The organism is Paenibacillus sp. WLX2291, from assembly GCF_046603665.1.
Lineage (GTDB): Bacteria > Bacillota > Bacilli > Paenibacillales > Paenibacillaceae > Saccharibacillus.
Genome location: NZ_CP176755.1, coordinates 4115141 through 4133311, shown reverse-complemented (window position 1 = coordinate 4133311; position 18171 = coordinate 4115141). Strand labels below are relative to the sequence as shown.

At 48.0% G+C, this 18171-nt stretch carries 15 protein-coding genes; 9 read left to right on the top strand and 6 right to left on the bottom strand.

Going from position 1 to position 18171, the window contains the following annotated elements:
• The first annotated feature begins 208 nt into the window (after positions 1–208).
• From ACDE64_RS17675 to ACDE64_RS17665, 3 genes are all read left to right on the top strand, one after another.
• Complete coding sequence (locus ACDE64_RS17675; RefSeq protein WP_411347719.1) at positions 209–1111, top strand: SDR family oxidoreductase; 903 nt, start codon at positions 209–211, stop codon at positions 1109–1111.
• A gap of 226 nt (positions 1112–1337) precedes the next feature.
• Complete coding sequence (locus ACDE64_RS17670; protein ID WP_411347718.1) at positions 1338–1904, top strand: DUF2569 family protein; 567 nt, start codon at positions 1338–1340, stop codon at positions 1902–1904.
• Between the two features lie 126 nt (positions 1905–2030).
• Positions 2031–2543: a GNAT family N-acetyltransferase gene (locus ACDE64_RS17665; protein WP_411347717.1), complete on the top strand. Its 513-nt coding sequence runs from the start codon at positions 2031–2033 to the stop codon at positions 2541–2543.
• Positions 2544–2881: 338 nt separating this feature from the next.
• On the opposite strand, the gene ACDE64_RS17660 is transcribed toward ACDE64_RS17665, so the two are convergent.
• Positions 2882–3049, bottom strand: coding sequence for a hypothetical protein (locus ACDE64_RS17660; RefSeq protein WP_411347716.1), 168 nt, complete (start codon positions 3047–3049; stop codon positions 2882–2884).
• 302 nt (positions 3050–3351) lie between these two features.
• Between ACDE64_RS17660 and map the strand changes: the two genes are divergently transcribed.
• The 3 genes from map (at position 3352) to ACDE64_RS17645 (ending at position 8711) form a co-directional block, all read left to right on the top strand.
• Entirely contained in the window at positions 3352–4098 is a 747-nt protein-coding gene (map, locus tag ACDE64_RS17655) for a type I methionyl aminopeptidase (RefSeq protein WP_411347715.1), read from the top strand.
• Positions 4099–4604: 506 nt separating this feature from the next.
• The gene (gene pulA / locus ACDE64_RS17650) at positions 4605–7499 is read left to right on the top strand and encodes a type I pullulanase (RefSeq protein WP_411347714.1); all 2895 of its coding nucleotides are present in this window, start codon (positions 4605–4607) and stop codon (positions 7497–7499) included.
• 246 nt (positions 7500–7745) lie between these two features.
• Positions 7746–8711: a hypothetical protein gene (locus ACDE64_RS17645; protein WP_411347713.1), complete on the top strand. Its 966-nt coding sequence runs from the start codon at positions 7746–7748 to the stop codon at positions 8709–8711.
• A 327-nt stretch (positions 8712–9038) separates the two neighbouring features.
• Here the strand turns inward: ACDE64_RS17645 and ACDE64_RS17640 are convergent, their stop codons facing one another.
• From ACDE64_RS17640 to ACDE64_RS17630, 3 genes are read right to left on the bottom strand one after another with little or no spacing between them, the layout of a single operon-like run.
• Positions 9039–9884, bottom strand: coding sequence for a MetQ/NlpA family ABC transporter substrate-binding protein (locus ACDE64_RS17640; RefSeq protein ID WP_411347712.1), 846 nt, complete (start codon positions 9882–9884; stop codon positions 9039–9041).
• Between the two features lie 35 nt (positions 9885–9919).
• Entirely contained in the window at positions 9920–10579 is a 660-nt protein-coding gene (locus ACDE64_RS17635; protein WP_411347710.1) for a methionine ABC transporter permease, read from the bottom strand.
• Complete coding sequence (locus ACDE64_RS17630; RefSeq protein ID WP_411347709.1) at positions 10563–11582, bottom strand: methionine ABC transporter ATP-binding protein; 1020 nt, start codon at positions 11580–11582, stop codon at positions 10563–10565. The genes ACDE64_RS17635 and ACDE64_RS17630 overlap by 17 nt, the downstream gene beginning before the upstream one ends.
• A gap of 286 nt (positions 11583–11868) precedes the next feature.
• Here ACDE64_RS17630 and ACDE64_RS17625 point away from each other — a divergent pair, with 286 nt between their 5' ends.
• The 3 genes from ACDE64_RS17625 (at position 11869) to ACDE64_RS17615 (ending at position 15564) form a co-directional block, all read left to right on the top strand.
• On the top strand, positions 11869–13245 hold the full coding sequence (locus ACDE64_RS17625) for a GntP family permease (protein ID WP_411347708.1): 1377 nt from the start codon (positions 11869–11871) through the stop codon (positions 13243–13245).
• 40 nt (positions 13246–13285) lie between these two features.
• Positions 13286–14872, top strand: coding sequence for a gluconokinase (gene gntK, locus ACDE64_RS17620; RefSeq protein WP_411347707.1), 1587 nt, complete (start codon positions 13286–13288; stop codon positions 14870–14872).
• A gap of 218 nt (positions 14873–15090) precedes the next feature.
• The gene (locus tag ACDE64_RS17615) at positions 15091–15564 is read left to right on the top strand and encodes a GNAT family N-acetyltransferase (protein WP_411347706.1); all 474 of its coding nucleotides are present in this window, start codon (positions 15091–15093) and stop codon (positions 15562–15564) included.
• Positions 15565–15686: 122 nt separating this feature from the next.
• Here ACDE64_RS17615 and ACDE64_RS17610 read toward each other — a convergent pair whose 3' ends face one another.
• Together ACDE64_RS17610 and ACDE64_RS17605 are read right to left on the bottom strand one after the other, a co-directional pair.
• Positions 15687–17417 (bottom strand): glycoside hydrolase family 13 protein, encoded by a 1731-nt coding sequence (locus ACDE64_RS17610; protein WP_411347705.1) that lies wholly within the window; start codon positions 17415–17417, stop codon positions 15687–15689.
• A gap of 114 nt (positions 17418–17531) precedes the next feature.
• On the bottom strand, positions 17532–18092 hold the full coding sequence (locus tag ACDE64_RS17605; RefSeq protein ID WP_411347704.1) for a GNAT family N-acetyltransferase: 561 nt from the start codon (positions 18090–18092) through the stop codon (positions 17532–17534).
• Between the last annotated feature and the right edge of the window lie 79 nt (positions 18093–18171).

The following is an 18171-nucleotide window of genomic DNA, read 5'->3' as shown; positions in this document are numbered from 1 at the left end:
TTAAAATATAAGGTTGCATAATATAAAATATATTCGTATGAGATATGAGCATGTACTAATGACATAGACATAAACATACGCTAATAAAATACACATGTGCCAATGAGATACAAGAATGTTCAACATGCGACAGTTCAAAACAACGAAATAAACGTACAGTAAACGAAAACAATCTGCATTTCACTTTCATATCGAGGGGAGCAACCGTATGACTCATTCTGCAAATATTAACACCACTAACACAGCTAACACCGCTACCGATCGCAAAACCATTCTCATCACCGGCGCCAATTCCGGTATGGGACTAGCTTCCAGCATCGCTCTGGCGAAGCAAGGACACCATATCATTATGGCATGTCGCAATCTGAAGCGTGGACAGCAAGCGCTGGAGCAAGCGAAGCATGAGAGTGGTTCCGATCAGCTCACACTGATGACGTGCGACCTCGGTTCACTGGATAATATTCGTGAGTTTGCGGCTGAATTTTACAAACAATATGACCATCTCGATGTCCTGCTGAACAATGCTGGGGTCGTTCATCCTACTCGCAAGGAAACAGCAGATGGCTTCGAGATGTCGATCGGAGTCAATCATTTGGGACACTTTTTGCTGACTTCTCTACTGCTGGATGCCCTTCAACAGGCAAAGGCAGCTCGCATCATAGTCGTCAGCTCCAACGCCTACAAAATCGGCAAAATCCACTGGGATGATCCGTATTTGCAGGATGGGTACAATGTGGTCAGCGCCTATTCGCAATCCAAGCTGGCGAATCTGTATTTTACCTCTGTGCTGGCAGAGCGGTTAAAAGACACATCCGTCACCGTCAATAGTCTACATCCCGGAGCGGTTGCAACGAGTATCGGTGTGGATCGGGATACTGGCTTTGGCAAACGCTTGCTCTCTGCACTAGCACATACACCGTTTTTTCAAACGCCAGAGCAGGGAGCAGAGACAGCTATATTTCTAGCAACGGATCCATCAGTTGCAGGGCAAACCGGTCAGTATTTTTATCGTAAAAAAGTGATGACCCTTCAATCCAGAGCATCGGATAGACAGCAAGCGTTACGTCTATGGGCATGGAGTGAAAGGCAGACCGGGCTTAGCCAAACGTAACAGGAAAGGGAAGTGCACGCGGTCATGTAGGATAAAATACTATTCTGACGCTGGCTATGGTAGACTGGAGAAAGCGGGATTTGCGTGCTTATGCTCATCATTTGGCAGTGTATCATCGGATTCGCAGCCGGATCATTACACCTTCAAAATCAAGCCGAGTAGCGACCGCGATCAGCCGTCTTGTACGGTCTGGGAACAGATTAGAACTAGAAAGGAAATAGAACCAATGAACAACAATTTTCCACCCAATCCTAACGATCCCGGGCAGCCACCATTTAACGGGCAACCGAATGAACCACGTCCGGGACAACAACCACCGGATTATAATCGTCCACCGCTTGTCGGACTTGGCGGTTGGATGGCTGTTTTTCAGGTGTATATGTACTGGGGACTATTCGTTTCCTTTGTCACCATTCCCGCCTACATATTTATTATGTTTATCGCAGCCAACCCGGATATTTTCCCGGCAGATATGCAAGCTGAAGTGAACCGTGCCTTGTCGGTATACGATACAAATTTGCAGTCGTTGTCTAGCTTTGAGCTGGTGGCAGCAGGCATCAAATTGGTGTTGTTAATCATTCTGCTCGTGCTGCTGTATACGCGCAAACGCTCGTTCCCGCGTATGGCACGCTTGTATCTTTTGATTAATCTGGCACTCGTTGTACTTACCTTTTTCATCGTGCCGCCAACGGTTAGCATGGTGAGTAGCATGATCTGGACAGCTGTTATTACATTGCTGTGGAATTTGTATTTCTCACGTTCGGTACGCGTACGAAACACGTTTATACGTTGATGTCATAGCATGATGATTGGGCAAAATCGTCATCGCAGAGGGATTGTCCCATTCGTATTTACAAGCAGTAGCATGCTCAACTAGAATCATACAAAAGAGAGAATTTTGTTGAGGTGAGGTAGAGAGATGAGCGAAACGGTAGCATATGAGATCAAGATTGCACGTCAGGAAGATCTGGCAGCAATTGTGGACATTTACAATTCTTCGATTCCCGGTCGTCTGGCGACTGCGGATACAGAACCGGTGACGGTCGAGAGCCGTCAGGCATGGTTTGACGAACACCAGCCAGAGCGTCGTCCATTATGGGCATTATGGCAGAGTGGACGGATTGCTGGCTGGGCGAGTTTGCAGACGTTTTACGGTCGACCGGCTTATAATGGCACGGTAGAGCTGAGTGTGTATGTACATGAGGATTTTAAAGGGAAAGGCATTGGCAGCAAGCTGGTTAGTTACGCAATCCAGCAGGCACCGGCGCTGCATATTCATACCTTGCTCGGCTTCGTATTTGCCCATAATGATCCAAGTCTGAATCTGCTGCGCAAATTCGGATTTGAAGATTGGGGTCATTTGCCACGTGTTGCTATTTTGGATGGAGAAGACCGACATCTGGCGATTCTTGGTAAGCGTCTAGGGGAGTAAATCGCAGGTTGCAGCGAAGTGATCGTATGGTCAAATGAGTGACGACTTTCTCATATGGATCGAAATTCCATAGAGACGAATAGGAATAGTCCTTTTTTGGATCAGCTGGTACAAGCACCTTCGTAACACGAAAAATCAACAATAAAAAAGCCTGTCCGATGCAACGATGCAGTAAACGCCTGTTGGCGAAACTGTGTAGCTGCAAAGGACAGGCTTTTTATGTAATTACATAAAAAATATATCTGAAGCATGGTGTTAAACGGTATCACAACGTATTAACGAACGAAATTTGTATATCGCACAGTTATTATGAACGATATCAACTTCGAATGCCGTCGTTAATTCCGAATGCCTTCGATACGATGGTACATTGAGTCATTGTGTAGTTGTTGATCCCGTCTCTGGTCTTTGAACAGTAGAACTAGATCTTCAAGTTGTAATAACCCGGCAATTAGAATGAGCGGTGTAAACAGAATCCATTTTCCGATGTTGATCAATCGACGCATACGTATCGTCTCCTTTGGTATCATGACTGTATTTGCATATGAGCATGAATGATGATACGCTGCATCGAAGCTATCGTTTCATAAAATAGGCAATTCAGTTCTGTCTATAAGGAGCGCGTTTTACCATTTCAAAGTTGCTGAATACGCACACAAGGTTTACTATAATACATACAGCAAGCATGGAGCGGCTTACCCGTATTCTGATCTTCGTCCGAAGCTATCATCCGATCCATCCGCATCTACACAGCGGATAACACGTCCAGATGCTGTCTTACATACATCAAGAGAGGAAGTTTCCACTGATGATTATTTTAAAAACACCGTCAGAAATTGAAGACATGAAGACTGCTAGCCAGATTGTAGCAGATTGCCATCGTCATATTGCACAGATGATATCACCGGGCATCACAACACTAGAGATCAATGAATTTGTGAAAAAGCATATTACCAAGCTTGGCGGCAAGCAGTTTACGAACGGGTATAACGGATTTCAATATGAAACGTGTGCTTCCGTCAATGATGTGATCGCACACGGATTCCCCGATCGACGGCGGTTGGAAGAAGGCGATGTGGTCAAAATCGACATCGTTGCCGAATACGGCGGCTGGCTAGGCGATTCCGCTTGGTGCTATGCTGTAGGACAAGTATCCCCGTCAGCTGAGCAGCTAATGAGGGTGACGCTGGAATGTCTGGAGCTTGGTATTCAGCAGGCGGTAGTCGGCAATCGACTGGGGGATGTGACTTCTGTTATTCAGCAGCACGCCGAGAGTCATGGTTATGGCGTCGTACGCGATCTGCTCGGTCATGGCATCGGGCGCAATCTGCATGAGTCGCCAAGTTTTGCCCATATCGGTTTACCGGGGAAAGGGCAGCGGTTAAAAGAAGGAATGGTGTTCACGATTGAACCAATGATCAATGAAGGCACCTACCGAATGACGATTGATGAAGATGGATGGACAGCTCGCACTGCTGACGGCAAATGTTCGGCGCAATATGAACATACGATTGCGATCACAGCGGATGGACCACTGGTATTGACTGCCCAGTGATGCGTACGACGTAAAGGAATAAGTGTCGCAGCCGCTACCGCTATTCGCGGCTGCTTTTTTTTAACATCGTTGGGCTACTTGATTCAACCGTCAAACTGTTGATTTTGACGAAATGATCGTACCATCCAGAAGTAAATTAGAAATAATTAGAAGTAATGACCGTCGCTGTTGTGATTGATACAGTTATTTGTGCTAACGATTGCACAATGGGCGATACCTTCATCCGCGTAATCCACTTCATGAATATCCCGCCCCCGACCTATATTTGCACAAATGTGCAGGTGACATAACCTACAAATATCCGACAAATTTTCCGATACTCTAAGTAAGTAGTTAGTAACATAAGATTCCTGTTACGATATTGCACCAGCTGCAAAGTAACAGGCAATATAAAATGGTCGCTGCTGCTCCATACCCTACACTCTGCAAGGCAAGTCCCGTGCAAGCAATGGATAAGGAACATAGGCATTATGCAATGATCATGTATGGAAATGGTGGTGAAGATAATGCTCGATAAAATGAATCATTCGCTTACGCGAAGTTTGGATATTGCAACAGACTATTTTTATGATATCGATGATCTGGGGTTACAGTATACCCCTGCCGTGAGTATCTTCAAAGTGTGGACACCTGATGCAATACGCGTCGATCTGGTATTGTATGATGATCCTGGCGAGTATGACGAAGAAGGTCTGGTACATGATCATGAAGGCGGGCATATTCTGTCCATGCAGTCAGAGGAAGGCGGCGTGTGGGAAGTTCATGTCAACCGTGATCTGGCAGGAGAATACTACATGTACCGCGCCGAGTTTCATGACGGCACCGTGGAGTACAGTGTCGATCCGTATGCGCGTGCTGTATCGGCGAACGGTCGACGTACCGCTATTATCGATCTGCGCTCTACCGATCCAGAAGGCTGGGACAACGATATTCGTCCACCGATGGCAAGTGTAACGGATGCGGTAATTTATGAACTGCATTTACGTGACTTTTCCAGCGATCCACAGGCACCGATGCAGCATAAAGGCAAGTTTCTGGCGTTTACCGAAACTGGATTGACGGATGAATATGGCAATAGTGTGGGCATTGACCATTTGCGTGATCTTGGTGTGACGCATGTCCATTTGCTGCCGCTTGCTGATTTTCAAACGGTCAACGAGTTGACGGTGGATGATCCAGACAGCGATCAAGTGAAATACAATTGGGGCTATGATCCGCAGCATTATAATGTGCCAGAAGGCTCGTATGCAACCGATCCGTCTGATCCGATATCTCGTATTCGCGAGTTCAAAAAGATGGTACAGGCACTGCACGGCGAAGGTATGCGCGTCGTCATGGACGTCGTGTACAATCATACGTTTTCTGTAGAGGATGGTCCGTTTGAACGACTGGTTCCAGGTTACTTTTACCGGACGGATGAGCGCGGGCAGCTGACCAACGGCTCCGGTGTGGGCAATGAGATTGCAACCGAGCGTCCTATGGTGCGCAAATATATTAAAGATTCGCTGCGCTATTGGGCGAATGAGTATCATCTGGACGGCTTCCGTTTCGACCTGATGGGTCTGATCGATACGGAAACGGTGATCCAGTTTACAAAGGAACTGCGTCGGGATGTTGATCCGTATATTCTGATCTACGGTGAGCCGTGGACAGGTGGCTGGTCGCCATTACCACAGCAAACGCTAAAAGGTGCACAACGCAGCAATGGGTTTGCGCTGTTTAACGATAATTTCCGTAGTGCGATCAAAGGCGGCAGTGATGACGATTCCAGAGGATTTGTCACTGGTGAATTTGGCAAGGAAGGCGAGATTGTGCAGGGGGTGTATGGCTCGATTGGCGATTTTACAGATCGTCCGGGCGAGAGCATCAACTATGTCACTGCGCATGATAACTTGAATCTATGGGACAAAATCGTACGTGTAAACGGAGCAGAGCAGCAGTTGTCGTTTTTGCATATGATAGATGGTCGGGTGGCAGATGGTACACCTGTGCATGAAGCGGTAGAACAGGCAAAGCCTTATGGCACGCTCGATTATAGTCGTGTAATGGAGCATGATTGGGTGCGCCGCTCACTGCTTGCAAATGGTATCGTGTTAACGAGTCAGGGGATTCCATTTATCCATGCCGGTGATGAGTTGTTGCGTTCCAAATATGGAGATCATAACAGTTATCGTAGTTCCGACGAGATTAATATGATCCGCTGGGAAAATAAGCATATCTTTGGCGATGTATTTCATTATTATCGCGGTCTGATCCAATTGCGTCTGCATCATCCGGCATTTCGCATGAATGAGCGCAAAGATGTGGAGCAGCACTTAAAAGCACTGCGCCGCGACAACCAGATCGTCATGTTCCAACTGGGCGAATACGCGAACGGTGATAAATGGCGGCACATTATCGTGATCTATAATGCGGCTACAACAGAACAAAACGTAACGTTGCCGCAAATTAGCCGTCAGTGGCAGGTGGTCGTCAATGAGCGTACTGCTGGTATCAAGCCACTCGCTTCTGTACTGTCAGGCGAAGTGGCAGTAGCGCCATTGTCGATGATGGTATTGTTCGATGAGCAAGATCAATATAAGCCGATTCCAGCAAGTCTGGAGTGGGATTATACGCCAAGTATTATGGAACCGGGTGAAAAGCTGCAACTGCATGTAATTACGCGTGATCAGCGCGGACGTGTATACACAGCGGAGCGGGTACGGTTCCAATCTGCCAACGATCAGGTTGTTCAAGTTCGGGCGGATGGACGCATGACGGCACTGCGGGAAGGCAATACGACGATTTGTGTGTCCTGTGGCGATGTGGAAAGTTGTCTGCTGCTGCATGTAGAGACGCTTGTCCCGCATATGGTCAATTTGCAGGGAGAGCATCAGGTGTATGCGGGCAAACGTATGCGTCTGAAAGCGGATGTGCTTGATCAATACGGACGCCCGATTGCTCGACCGAAAATAACTTGGAATTCTAGCGATAAACGGATTGCTCGTGTGAACAAGGATGGTGTCGTACGTGGCATCTCGGCAGGTAAAACGAAAATTACCGTTACATGTGGTCGTGCGACGGCACAATGGTATCTTGAAGTTGCACCGTTCGTACCACGTAGCATTGAAGTGGAATACGAGCGTCCGAATCAGGATTATCGCGGCTGGAATTTGTGGGTATGGGGTTCTGTACTCGGTCACCGTCAGGTTGACTTTGACCGGGTGGAACATGGACGTGCGATTGCTCGTATTCCGGTTGCGCCGGACGAGACGAATATCGGTTTTATTATCCGGCTCAAGGATTGGCAGGCTAAGGATATTGATACCGACCGCTACATTTTCGTAGATACCAAGCAGGATTCGATGAAAGTTGTTATCAAAAGTGGCGATCTGCAATTTGAAGTGGAATCGACCGGTTAAATAGTAAGATGTCGGACAGCGGTGTGGCGGAAGAAGGCACCGCTGTTTGGCATTGTTGTCCGTCTGTCCACACGAAAAACCAAACTTTTCCATAAACGATTGTGAAAAATGGATTACTTGTGGAAATCACTGTCTGTTCCTGATAAAATCATAACAATCAAGCGTTTGGTACGATAAACGCAATGTAGGGAGGAACTCGTTAATGGCGATGTTTGAAATCAAGGATGCGTGCATGGCGAGGATACAATGAGCGATCATCGTAACCGGCTCGGAATCATAGACATTGGCTCGAACTCCATCCGTCTGATCATTTATGAAGCAGGGAATGATCGGGTATGTCGGATGGTTCACAAAGCGAAGGAAACGGTACGTCTTGGTGTACGCCGGGATGAACATGGGAATCTGAGCGAAGATGATATCTGGACGGTGATTCCTGTACTGAATCGGTTTAAGGAGATTTGTGCCGCTAATCGCGCTGATCAGATTCGTGCTGTTGCGACAGCAGCGGTACGCCAGTCGCCCAATACGCAGGAGATTACAGCGACCTGGGAACGCGAAACGGGCATTAGCGTGCAGATTCTGACCGGTGAAGAGGAAGCGTATTACGGGTTCCTCGGCGTCACCCGATCGCTGCCATCGCATGTGCAGGAAGGGTTTATCGTTGATATCGGTGGTGGCAGTACAGAGATCTCTTATTTTAAAGGAGAAGAATTGCTGCACAGTACGTCCCTGCCTTGCGGAGCGGTCAATATGACGATCCAAAATGGCGGTCGCGAGCGCTGGTCTGAATCATCTCGGGAGCAGCTGCAACACAAGATCGCCGGGTTATTGGAGCCATATCCGTGGACAGCGGAACACCGTCGTCTGCCGCTGATCGGATTGGGCGGTGGGATTCGGGCGCTGGCACGGATGGAACGTGAACGTCAGCAGCAGCTCAAGCCTGCGGGCGACCCGTACACGATTGAAGCGGAGAAGATCCGTTATTATGCAGATGCGCTCGCTGGACTGAGCGTAGAAGAGCGAATTCAGCAATTCGATCTGGCTGCTGATCGTGCCGACATCATTGTCGCCGGGACGATGATTTTGCGGACGGTGTTTGATCATATGCAGTGTTCGGTGTTGCTGGCAAGCTGGCGCGGATTGAGTGACGGTCTGGCACATCATACACTGAGTATGAATCCGCAGACCGAACGCTCAGTGAAAGGACGTTAAGATCAAGCACTTGATCTTCAACGGATTCAGTTCTTATTGATGATGCTGTCAATCATTACTTGCTACAAAGAAAAAGCGTGATTGATGATCCTACCACAATAATCATACAACGACTTTCGAATAAAAAGCACGAGCTGCACAGAAACAATCCTGTGTAGCTCGTGCTTTTTTGTTACGCCTTGCAAAGCTATATGGACTATTAGAATATACCGTATTCCCTTTGCGATCATCATGTGATTTTGTTAGACAGAATCATTGGTTGGGAATGGTGCTGAAGAACGCACAAATGTATCAATCCTATCGTTATGCTGCGGTTGGAACTTCTGGTTAGCGCGTTTGCATCCATTCCGGTTTGGAGAATCCTTGAAAATCAGAATCGATGATTTGTTCAAATTCAGCAGATTGAACCGCTTCTTTCAGGTCTTTTGCCAGTGTGGAATCAACATCGGCGGTGCGGACGGCGATGAGATTGCGATATTGCTCATCCATATTTTCCAGCTGCAAGGCGGAGTTCAGATCTATGCCTGCGGACAAAGCGAAGTTGCCGGGAATGACGTCTACATCGACACTTTGCAGTGTACGTGGTAATTGGGCAGCTTCGAGCGGTTGCAACACCAGATTTTTTGGATTCGCCGATACGTCTTTTTCCGAAGCGGTGGACGATTGCATATCCTTATTCACTTCTAGCAGCTTGTTGTCTTGCAATAGCAGCAGGGCGCGTCCGAGATTTGTTGGATCGTTTGCAAGAGCGACGGTGCTGCCATCTGCAATCTCGTCGATCGATTTGTATTTGCTGGAATAGATGCCAAGCGGCGCAGTAGGGACGGTGATCAGCGGGCTTAACTCCAGATTGTTGTCCTTCGTAAACTGCTCCAAATACAGACGATGCTGAAACAGATTGGCATCAATTGAGCCGTTGGCAAGTGCTTGATTCGGCTGTACATAATCGTTGAATTCGGTCACTTCGACCGTGTAGCCTTTCTTTTCCAATATTGGCTTGATCGCTTTGGTAATCATATCGCTGTAAGGACCAGTAGTAGCGCCAATATTGATCTGTTTGGATTCTCCGCCAGCAGCCCCTTCGCTTGTCGTTTGCTCAGATGAGTTGCCACAGGCGGCAGCCAGTATACCGAATACAGTGAGGAGAACGAGTAGAGTTGCCCATTTTTTCATTAGAAAACACTCCTTATTATTATAAAATGATGGATTTATCGTTTGCTTACTTTGCGGGCAGCGGTATCGCCGATGAATTGGATCAGCTGCACCATGACGATCAGAATGATCACCGTAGTGAACATGACTTGATTATCGTAGCGATAGTACCCAAAGCGAATCGCCAGATCGCCAATCCCACCACCACCGACAATGCCTGCCATAGCTGAGAAGCCAAGTAGACTGATGGCAGTCATCGTAAGACCGGAGATGATACCGGGCAGCGATTCGGGCAACAGGACACCAGTAATAATGAGCCACGGCTTGGCACCCGCAGCAATCGCTGATTCGATCACACCGCTGCTAATCTCACGCATAGAACTTTCTACTAGTCGCGCGAAAAATGGAATTGCAGCAACTGATAAAGGCACAGATGCAGCGCCGGGACCGATCGTTTTGCCAACAATCTCCTGTGTCACGGGTAGCAACAATACAAGCAAAATGACAAATGGAATCGAACGTACAATATTGGAGATCAGTCCGAGAATTTGTCCAACCCAGCGACTACGCCAGAACAGACCACGATCGCTAATGAATAGCAATACACCAAGCGGAATGCCGATGATGATCGCAATTGATAACGAGACGCCGACCATGAATAATGTCTGGTTGAAGGCTTTGATCATATCGGGAATCATATCAAGCCATGTATCCATGCTGGATCACCTCCACACCAGCAGTCCGATCCTGCAACATTGCAATGGCGCGTTCTTGTTCTTCTGCCGCTCCAATGATCTCCATAATGAAGAAGCCGAGCGGCTGCTCCTGAATATATTCGATTTTGCCATGCAGGATATTGCCCTTAATTCGGCATGCTTGCAATACATCCGAGACAACGGCTTCCTCGGCGCGTGAATCGCGGAATAGAATGCGTACAATCGTACCGCGACTTTCATCCAGCAATCGTTGTGGCAGTTTGAAGTCCAGCACTCGTGCGATAAAGTCGCGAGTTAGCGAATGTACCGGATCGGCGAAGATGGAATACGTTGCACCTTCCTCGATGATACGTCCGTCTTGCATAACGGCAACTCGATTGCAGATGTCCTTGACGACTTCCATTTCGTGCGTAATCAGCACAATGGTCAAATTCAGCTTGCGATTGATCTCTAGCAATAACTGCAAGATCGATTCCGTCGTTTTGGGATCAAGTGCGGATGTTGCCTCGTCGCACAGCAGTACCGTTGGATTGTTCGCAAGCGCACGGGCAATACCGACACGCTGCTTTTGCCCACCGCTCAATTGCGCCGGATATTGCTGATGACGGTCTTGCAATCCGACCAGTTCTAGCAATTCTTTGACTCTACCGGGAATTTTGCTGCTCGGCCAGCCGCCAGCTTTTAGATTGAAGGCGATGTTGCCAGCCACCGTTTTGCTGGTGATCAGGTTGAAATGTTGAAAGATCATGCCGATTTTTTGCCGGGCGAGACGTAAGCGCTCCTTGGGCAGACGGGTTAGATCCACGCCGCCGACCAGCACCTGACCGGATGTTGGGCGTTCAAGCAGATTGATACAGCGTAGCAAGGAGCTTTTGCCTGCACCGCTATAGCCAACGATGCCATAGATATCGCCCTGATGGATGTGCACATTCACATCCTGCACAGCATCAATGACCTTGCCTTGCAGTTGATAACGCTTATTCAGGTTCACCAATTCAATCAATGACGTTCCTCCCGTGAAAGTAGTTTTGGGTAAATGACGAATAGTATGTATCCAATATAAATAGTGTTTCATTAATCTTATTAACTTACTTGGAATTAGTCAATGACTATCGTATGACAAGTGGGAATGTAAACGATACCATGCATAAATACGTCTATACGTGCAGTTCTTCCGTTTACATTTGATGATGATTCGGGTAATAAGCAAAAGGTTATTATGACGTTTATGACATGCTCCATAATGACAAAGGGTATGTTATTTCATTGGAACAGGAGGAACATCCGCAATGTACTCAATTTTTGGACTGAGCCATCAGGTGACCCTGCTGATCTGGGCGCTGGTGGCAATTGCGATACTGATCGTTATGATCGCACGGTATAAATGGAATCCATTTGTCGTGCTGCTATTCGCGTCCCTATTTTTGGGATTGGTTATCGGCATGAAGCCACTCGATGTAGTGGATTCGGTGCAAAGCGGATTAGGCGGGACGCTCGGTTCGATTGCGATTGTGATCGGACTAGGGACGATGCTCGGTAAAATGATGGCGGAATCCGGTGGCGCCGAGCAGATTGCGACTACGCTCATCGACCGCTTTGGCGAAAAGCGCGTTCCATGGGCGATGCTCTTGGTCGGGCTTATCGTCGGTATGCCTGTCTTTTTTGAGGTGGGTATTATTTTGCTGATTCCGATATTGTTTACGGTCATCCGCAAAACAAATATCTCGTTGCTCAAAGTTGGGATTCCGATGTTGGCGGGATTATCGACCGTGCATGGTCTGTTGCCGCCGCATCCAGCGCCGATGATTGCGATTGATGCGTTCAGCGCAAACATCGGTACGACGATTGTGTACGCGCTCATTGTCGGTATTCCGACCGCGATTGTTGCCGGACCGTTATTTGGTACATATATCGGCAACCGGATTGTCGTCCAGCCACCAGAAGGATTGTCCAAGCAGTTCTCGTCCAGTCCGCTGGATCAACCGGATCGTAAGCTGCCGGGATTCGGGCTTACGTTGTTGACGATTCTAATGCCAGTCATCCTGATGCTGTCCGGCTCGATTGTAGAGATTGCTGCACCGGATAGTACGAGCGGTGTTGCGGTATTTTTCCGCTTTGTCGGTAATGAGGTGGTAGCGATGTTTATCGCGACCGTGTTTGCCTTTTTCTCACTTGGCTTCGGGCAAGGATTCAACAAAGAGCAAATATCCAAATTTGCCAGTGAATGTCTGGCACCGACCGCTTCGATCATTCTGATTATCGGTGGTGGTGGGGCATTCAAGCAGGTGCTGATCGATAGTGGTGTAGGCGATGCGATTGCGAGTGTAGCGACATCGGCGCATGTGAATGTGATCGTGTTTGCCTTTCTTGTCTCAGCATTGATCCGCGTTGCGACGGGTTCGGCAACGGTAGCGATGACAACGGCAGCAGGGATTGTAGCGCCGGTACTGACATTAACGCCGGGTGCAAATGTAGAACTGGTCGTATTGGCAACAGGTGCAGGCTCGCTTATTCTCTCACATGTGAACGATGCGGGCTTCTGGATGGTTAAGGAATTTTTCAATATGACTGTACCGCAGACGCTCAAATCGTGGACGGTAATGGAGACGATTCTGTCGTTGTTTGCATTTGCGATCATTTTGCTTTTAAGTGTAATTGTGGGATGATAGATAGGACTGATATTATGAGCGAAAGTAGGTTGACACGATGAGTACCGGAAAATTCATGATAGGCGTCGATATGGGCACAACTAGCACGAAGGCAGTATTGTTTGAAGAAAGTGGGGAAATCGTTTCCCAAGGCAGTGTAGAATATCCGCTGCATACTCCGGTACCAGCAGTGGCGGAGCAAGACCCGGATCAGCTGTTCCGTGCGGTCATCGATTCCGTACGTCAGGTGATGGACAAGAGCGGCAAATCCACTGACGATATTCTATGCGTATCGTTCAGTGCGGCGATGCACAGTTTGCTCGTTGTCGATAAGGAAGGTAAGCCGCTGACTCAGTGTATTACGTGGGCGGACAACCGTAGCGCCAAGTACTGGCGGCAGTTAAAAGATGATCCCAAAGGTCACGAGATCTACATGCGAACCGGTACACCGATTCACCCGATGTCTCCGCTAACGAAGATTATGTGGATTACGCATGAGAAAAAAGATGTGGCAGATGCCGCACATAAATATATTTCGATGAAAGAATATGTATTTTTGAAGCTGTTTGGTGAATATGTCGCTGACCATTCGATGGCGTCGGCAACCGGGCTGCTGAATCTGGAAAAGCTGGACTGGGACGAGGAAGCACTGACGGTTGCTGGCATCACACGCGATCGTCTGTCCAAGCTCGTACCGACCACACAGATCATGAACGGATTGCATGAAACGTATGCGAATGAGATGGGCTTGAGCACTTCGGTGCCATTTGTACTTGGTGCGAGCGATGGCGTATTGTCCAATCTCGGTGTAGGTGCGATTGATCCGGGTGTTGTGGCAGTAACAATCGGGACGAGCGGCGCCATCCGCACTGTAACCGAGAAGCCAGTCACCGATCCGAAAGGACGCTTTTTCTGCTACGCATTAACAGAGGATAAATGGGTCATCGGCGGTCCGGTCAACAATGGCGGCATTATTTTCCGCTGGATCAAGGATGAGTTTGCCGCTTCTGAGGTAGAGACAGCGAAGCGTCTCGGTCTGAGCGCGTACGAAGTGCTGACTCGAATCGCTGAAAAGGTAGACCCCGGTGCAGACGGACTACTGTTCCATCCGTATCTATCCGGCGAGCGTGCGCCGCTCTGGAACCCAGATGCACGCGGTTCATTCTTCGGGCTGGCATTGCATCACAAAAAAGAGCATATGATCCGTGCCGCGCTGGAAGGCGTGCTGTTCAATCTGTATACGGTGATGCTGGCGATTGAGGAGCAGATCGGTGTACCGCAGAAAATCCACGCTACTGGCGGGTTCGCCCGTTCCGAGCTGTGGCGGCAAATGATGGCGGACATCTTCGACCAACCGGTCATCGTGCCGGAAAGTATCGAAAGCTCCTGTCTGGGCGCAGCCGTACTCGGTCTGTATGCACTGAAGCGTATTGACACGCTGGATGCGGTATCGAGCATGATCGGTACGACGTATGAGCATCGTCCGTATAAGGATCATGCTGCGATTTATCGCGAATTGCTACCGATCTATATTCGCATCTCCCGCAAATTCGCTGAGGACTATGAGGATATTAGCGAATTCCAGCAACGGATGCTAGAGAAACGCATCCCACCAGAACCAGAGCATCATGATCACGATCTGTAATAGGTAAAAGAAGAACGAAGCGTATCACGAACAGTTTTGCTGCTGTGCTATCTGCTCTACACGACCGGCATTCCTATAGGGATATGCCGGTTATTTGCATGTTGCGATGAATCTCATGAACGTGATCAACAATAAACGTGATCAACAATATTAGAATAATAACAGTAGAAGGGTTACAATATAATAGTCGTACATATTTTCAGAGGAGTTGTCGTTTTATGATTGAACTAGTCCCGATGAATACCCAACAGTTTGTAGCTTTTCGTGAATTATCGATGCATGACTATGCCGCTGAGAAAATTCAATCTGGCGATTGGAGTAAGGAAGAGGCGCCTGAACTAGCAGAGCAGTCGTTTCAGCGTTATTTGCCACAAGGCTTGGAGACGCAAGGAGCATATATTTACCATATGTATCGTCAAGGTTCTAGCGACGAGCCGCTGGGTCATCTATGGGTGAATGTGGATGATGCGCCTGCGGGTAAACTAGCTTTTATTTATGATATTTTGATTTATGAAGCATTCCAGAATCAAGGCTATGGTCAACAAACAATGCAGGCGTTGGAGCAAGAGATGCGTCAACAGCAAGTACAGCGTATCGGTCTGCATGTGTTCGGACACAATGATCGCGCAGTACATGTGTATCAGAAATCGGGCTACGTAATTACCGATTACACCATGGCGAAACTGTTATAAACAGCCGATTCTTCAGTCTACATTCAGACTGTACCAAATCTGCTTGAATCATTTCCAAAAGGCTTGCTGAGTCCGATCCAGTTATCGGTCAGCAAGCCTTTGCTGTTGTATAGCTTCTACATTTACAGCGATACCGATTGCATTCGATATATTAGCGCTTCATACGGACGCAATTCTTTCAACTCCGACAGATCATGCTCATCCTCACGATTTGTCGGTCGTGAGAATTTTGGATAGTTGCCGTGTAGTTTGATCATCTGCTGTGTATCGTCAATCTGCTCCGCACTCCAATCGATAGATACATCCTCATCTGCAAAATTCAGCATCACTAGCCAGCGTTCTTCTTCCCATTCCCGTACATACGCCATAATCTGCTCATGCTGCGGCAGCAGCATCGTTAGCGAGCCATAGATGACAATGGGATTCATACGGCGTAGCTGAATCAACTGGCGATAGTAGTACAGCACCGAATCGGGATGCGTCATCTGATCGTTCACACACCGACCGTGAAGCTGTTCTTCCGGCGTAACCGGAATCCAAGGCTCCACTTCGCTAAAGCCCGCCTGCGGCAGCGCGCAATTCCACGGTATCGGCGCTCTTGCACCGTCGCGACTGCGTTTGTGAATATGCTCCAGCACTTCCGTTTCCGATTCGCCATCTGCTACAGCATGTTCATAATAACCAAGCGTACCAGCATCCCGATAATCGTCGATGCTCGAATAGATCGTATTGGGCAGCCCTAATTCTTCTCCCTGATAGATCAGTGGAATACCCGGAATCGTATGCAAAAAGGTTGCTACCAGCTTGGCAGCCTGATCATAATGGTCTCCCGCACCGATTATATCCGGCAACATGCGCGGATGATCATGGGTGCTCAAATAAACCGCATACGCGCCGCGCCCATGCACACCTTCATGCCATTTTAATACTGATTCCTTCAATTCGTTTATCGACCAGTCACGGCTACGCCACGGATGCTTGGGATCTTTGCCAATGCGCATCATATCCATCGCCAGCACCATATCCATCTCTCCGCGTTCTGGCAATGTATACTTCAGCACTTCTTCCATCGTAACGGACGGCGCTTCACCGAGTGTCACGATATGATCATAATGGGCGAATGTCTGCTCATGCAGTTCATGCAGAAACTCATGAATGCGCGGACCGTTTTTGTAAAATTGTTGACCGAGTGGATGGGCAGCATCCTCTGGTGCATCCGGCAGATCGGGATGCTTGGAGATCATATTGATCGCATCCAGTCGAAAGCCGTCAATGCCCTGATCGAGCCACCAGCGAATCATTTTATACAGTTCTTCACGCAATGGTGGATGTTCCCAATTCAGATCGGGCTGCTTGCGGTCAAACAGATGCAAATAATATTCGCCCGTCTGCTCGTCATACGTCCACGCGGACTCACCAAGAAAGGAACGCCAGTTATTCGGTTCCCCACCATCCGTGCCAGGCGAACGCCATATGTAATACTCCCGGTAAGGATTGTCTTTGCTGCTGCGCGATTCCTGAAACCATGTGTGTTCATCCGATGTATGATTAATGACCAGATCCATAATGAGTCGGATATCATTTTCATGTAACCGCTTTAACAATTGTTGAAAATCATCCATCGTTCCATAACGTGGATGAATACGCTGATAATCTCGGATATCATAGCCGTTATCGACTAGCGGTGAATCATAGATTGGACCGAGCCAGATCATATCGGTACCCAGTTCTATCAGATAATCTACCTGATCCAGTATACCTTGCAAATCTCCCCAGCCATCACCATTCCCATCTTTGAAGCTTTGCGGATATAACTGATAGATGACGGATTCTCGCCAGTTTCGGAATGCCATGAACGTTTCTCCTTATCACAGGTTGAATTTGGAAATATAACCTAATATCCGTTAAACCTGCGAACGATAGCCTAAACAAAACAACCAGACACCACGCGGCATCCGGTTGTTTGATCATGTAAGGAGTTTGATCATTCGATCATACAGATGACTACTGATCTCGATAGATCCATCTTCCGTATAACCCAATCGCTCGTACAGCGCTCTGGCACGTACATTGTCTAGATCGACAATGAGCAGCAGTCGTTCATGGTTCAATTGACGTGCAATCTGCTCAAATTCGGCAATCAGCAACGTACCGATGCCCTGACCTTGATAATTGGGACTGACAGCAATCGAATCTAGATAATACTCATTTGGTCGTGCTTCTGGAACAACCTCATCACCGGACCGTCCTTTTTCACGTAATTGCGCAATAATCGGTGCATCCAACGCTGCAATATCATGACCGTGATAAGCTAGGAAGAATCCAGCAATCTGATGTTCTCGCTCCAGCACATAGACGTTTTCATAACTAAGTCGATTACCAGATTGGGTAAAAAATTGTCCTAACGTATCTAGCATCTGCGCATGATCGGTTGTACCAGCTAGCATTTGTCCGATATCGCCAATGGCGGATAATAACAGTGGAATCACCTCATGCACATCGCTAGGTTGTGCCTGTCTCACACTCATTACGAACTCTCCTCTGTCACAAAGGTAAGCAGCACAGGGCACGTACATAGCATGTGCATAGAAAGAATGAAGATACCGC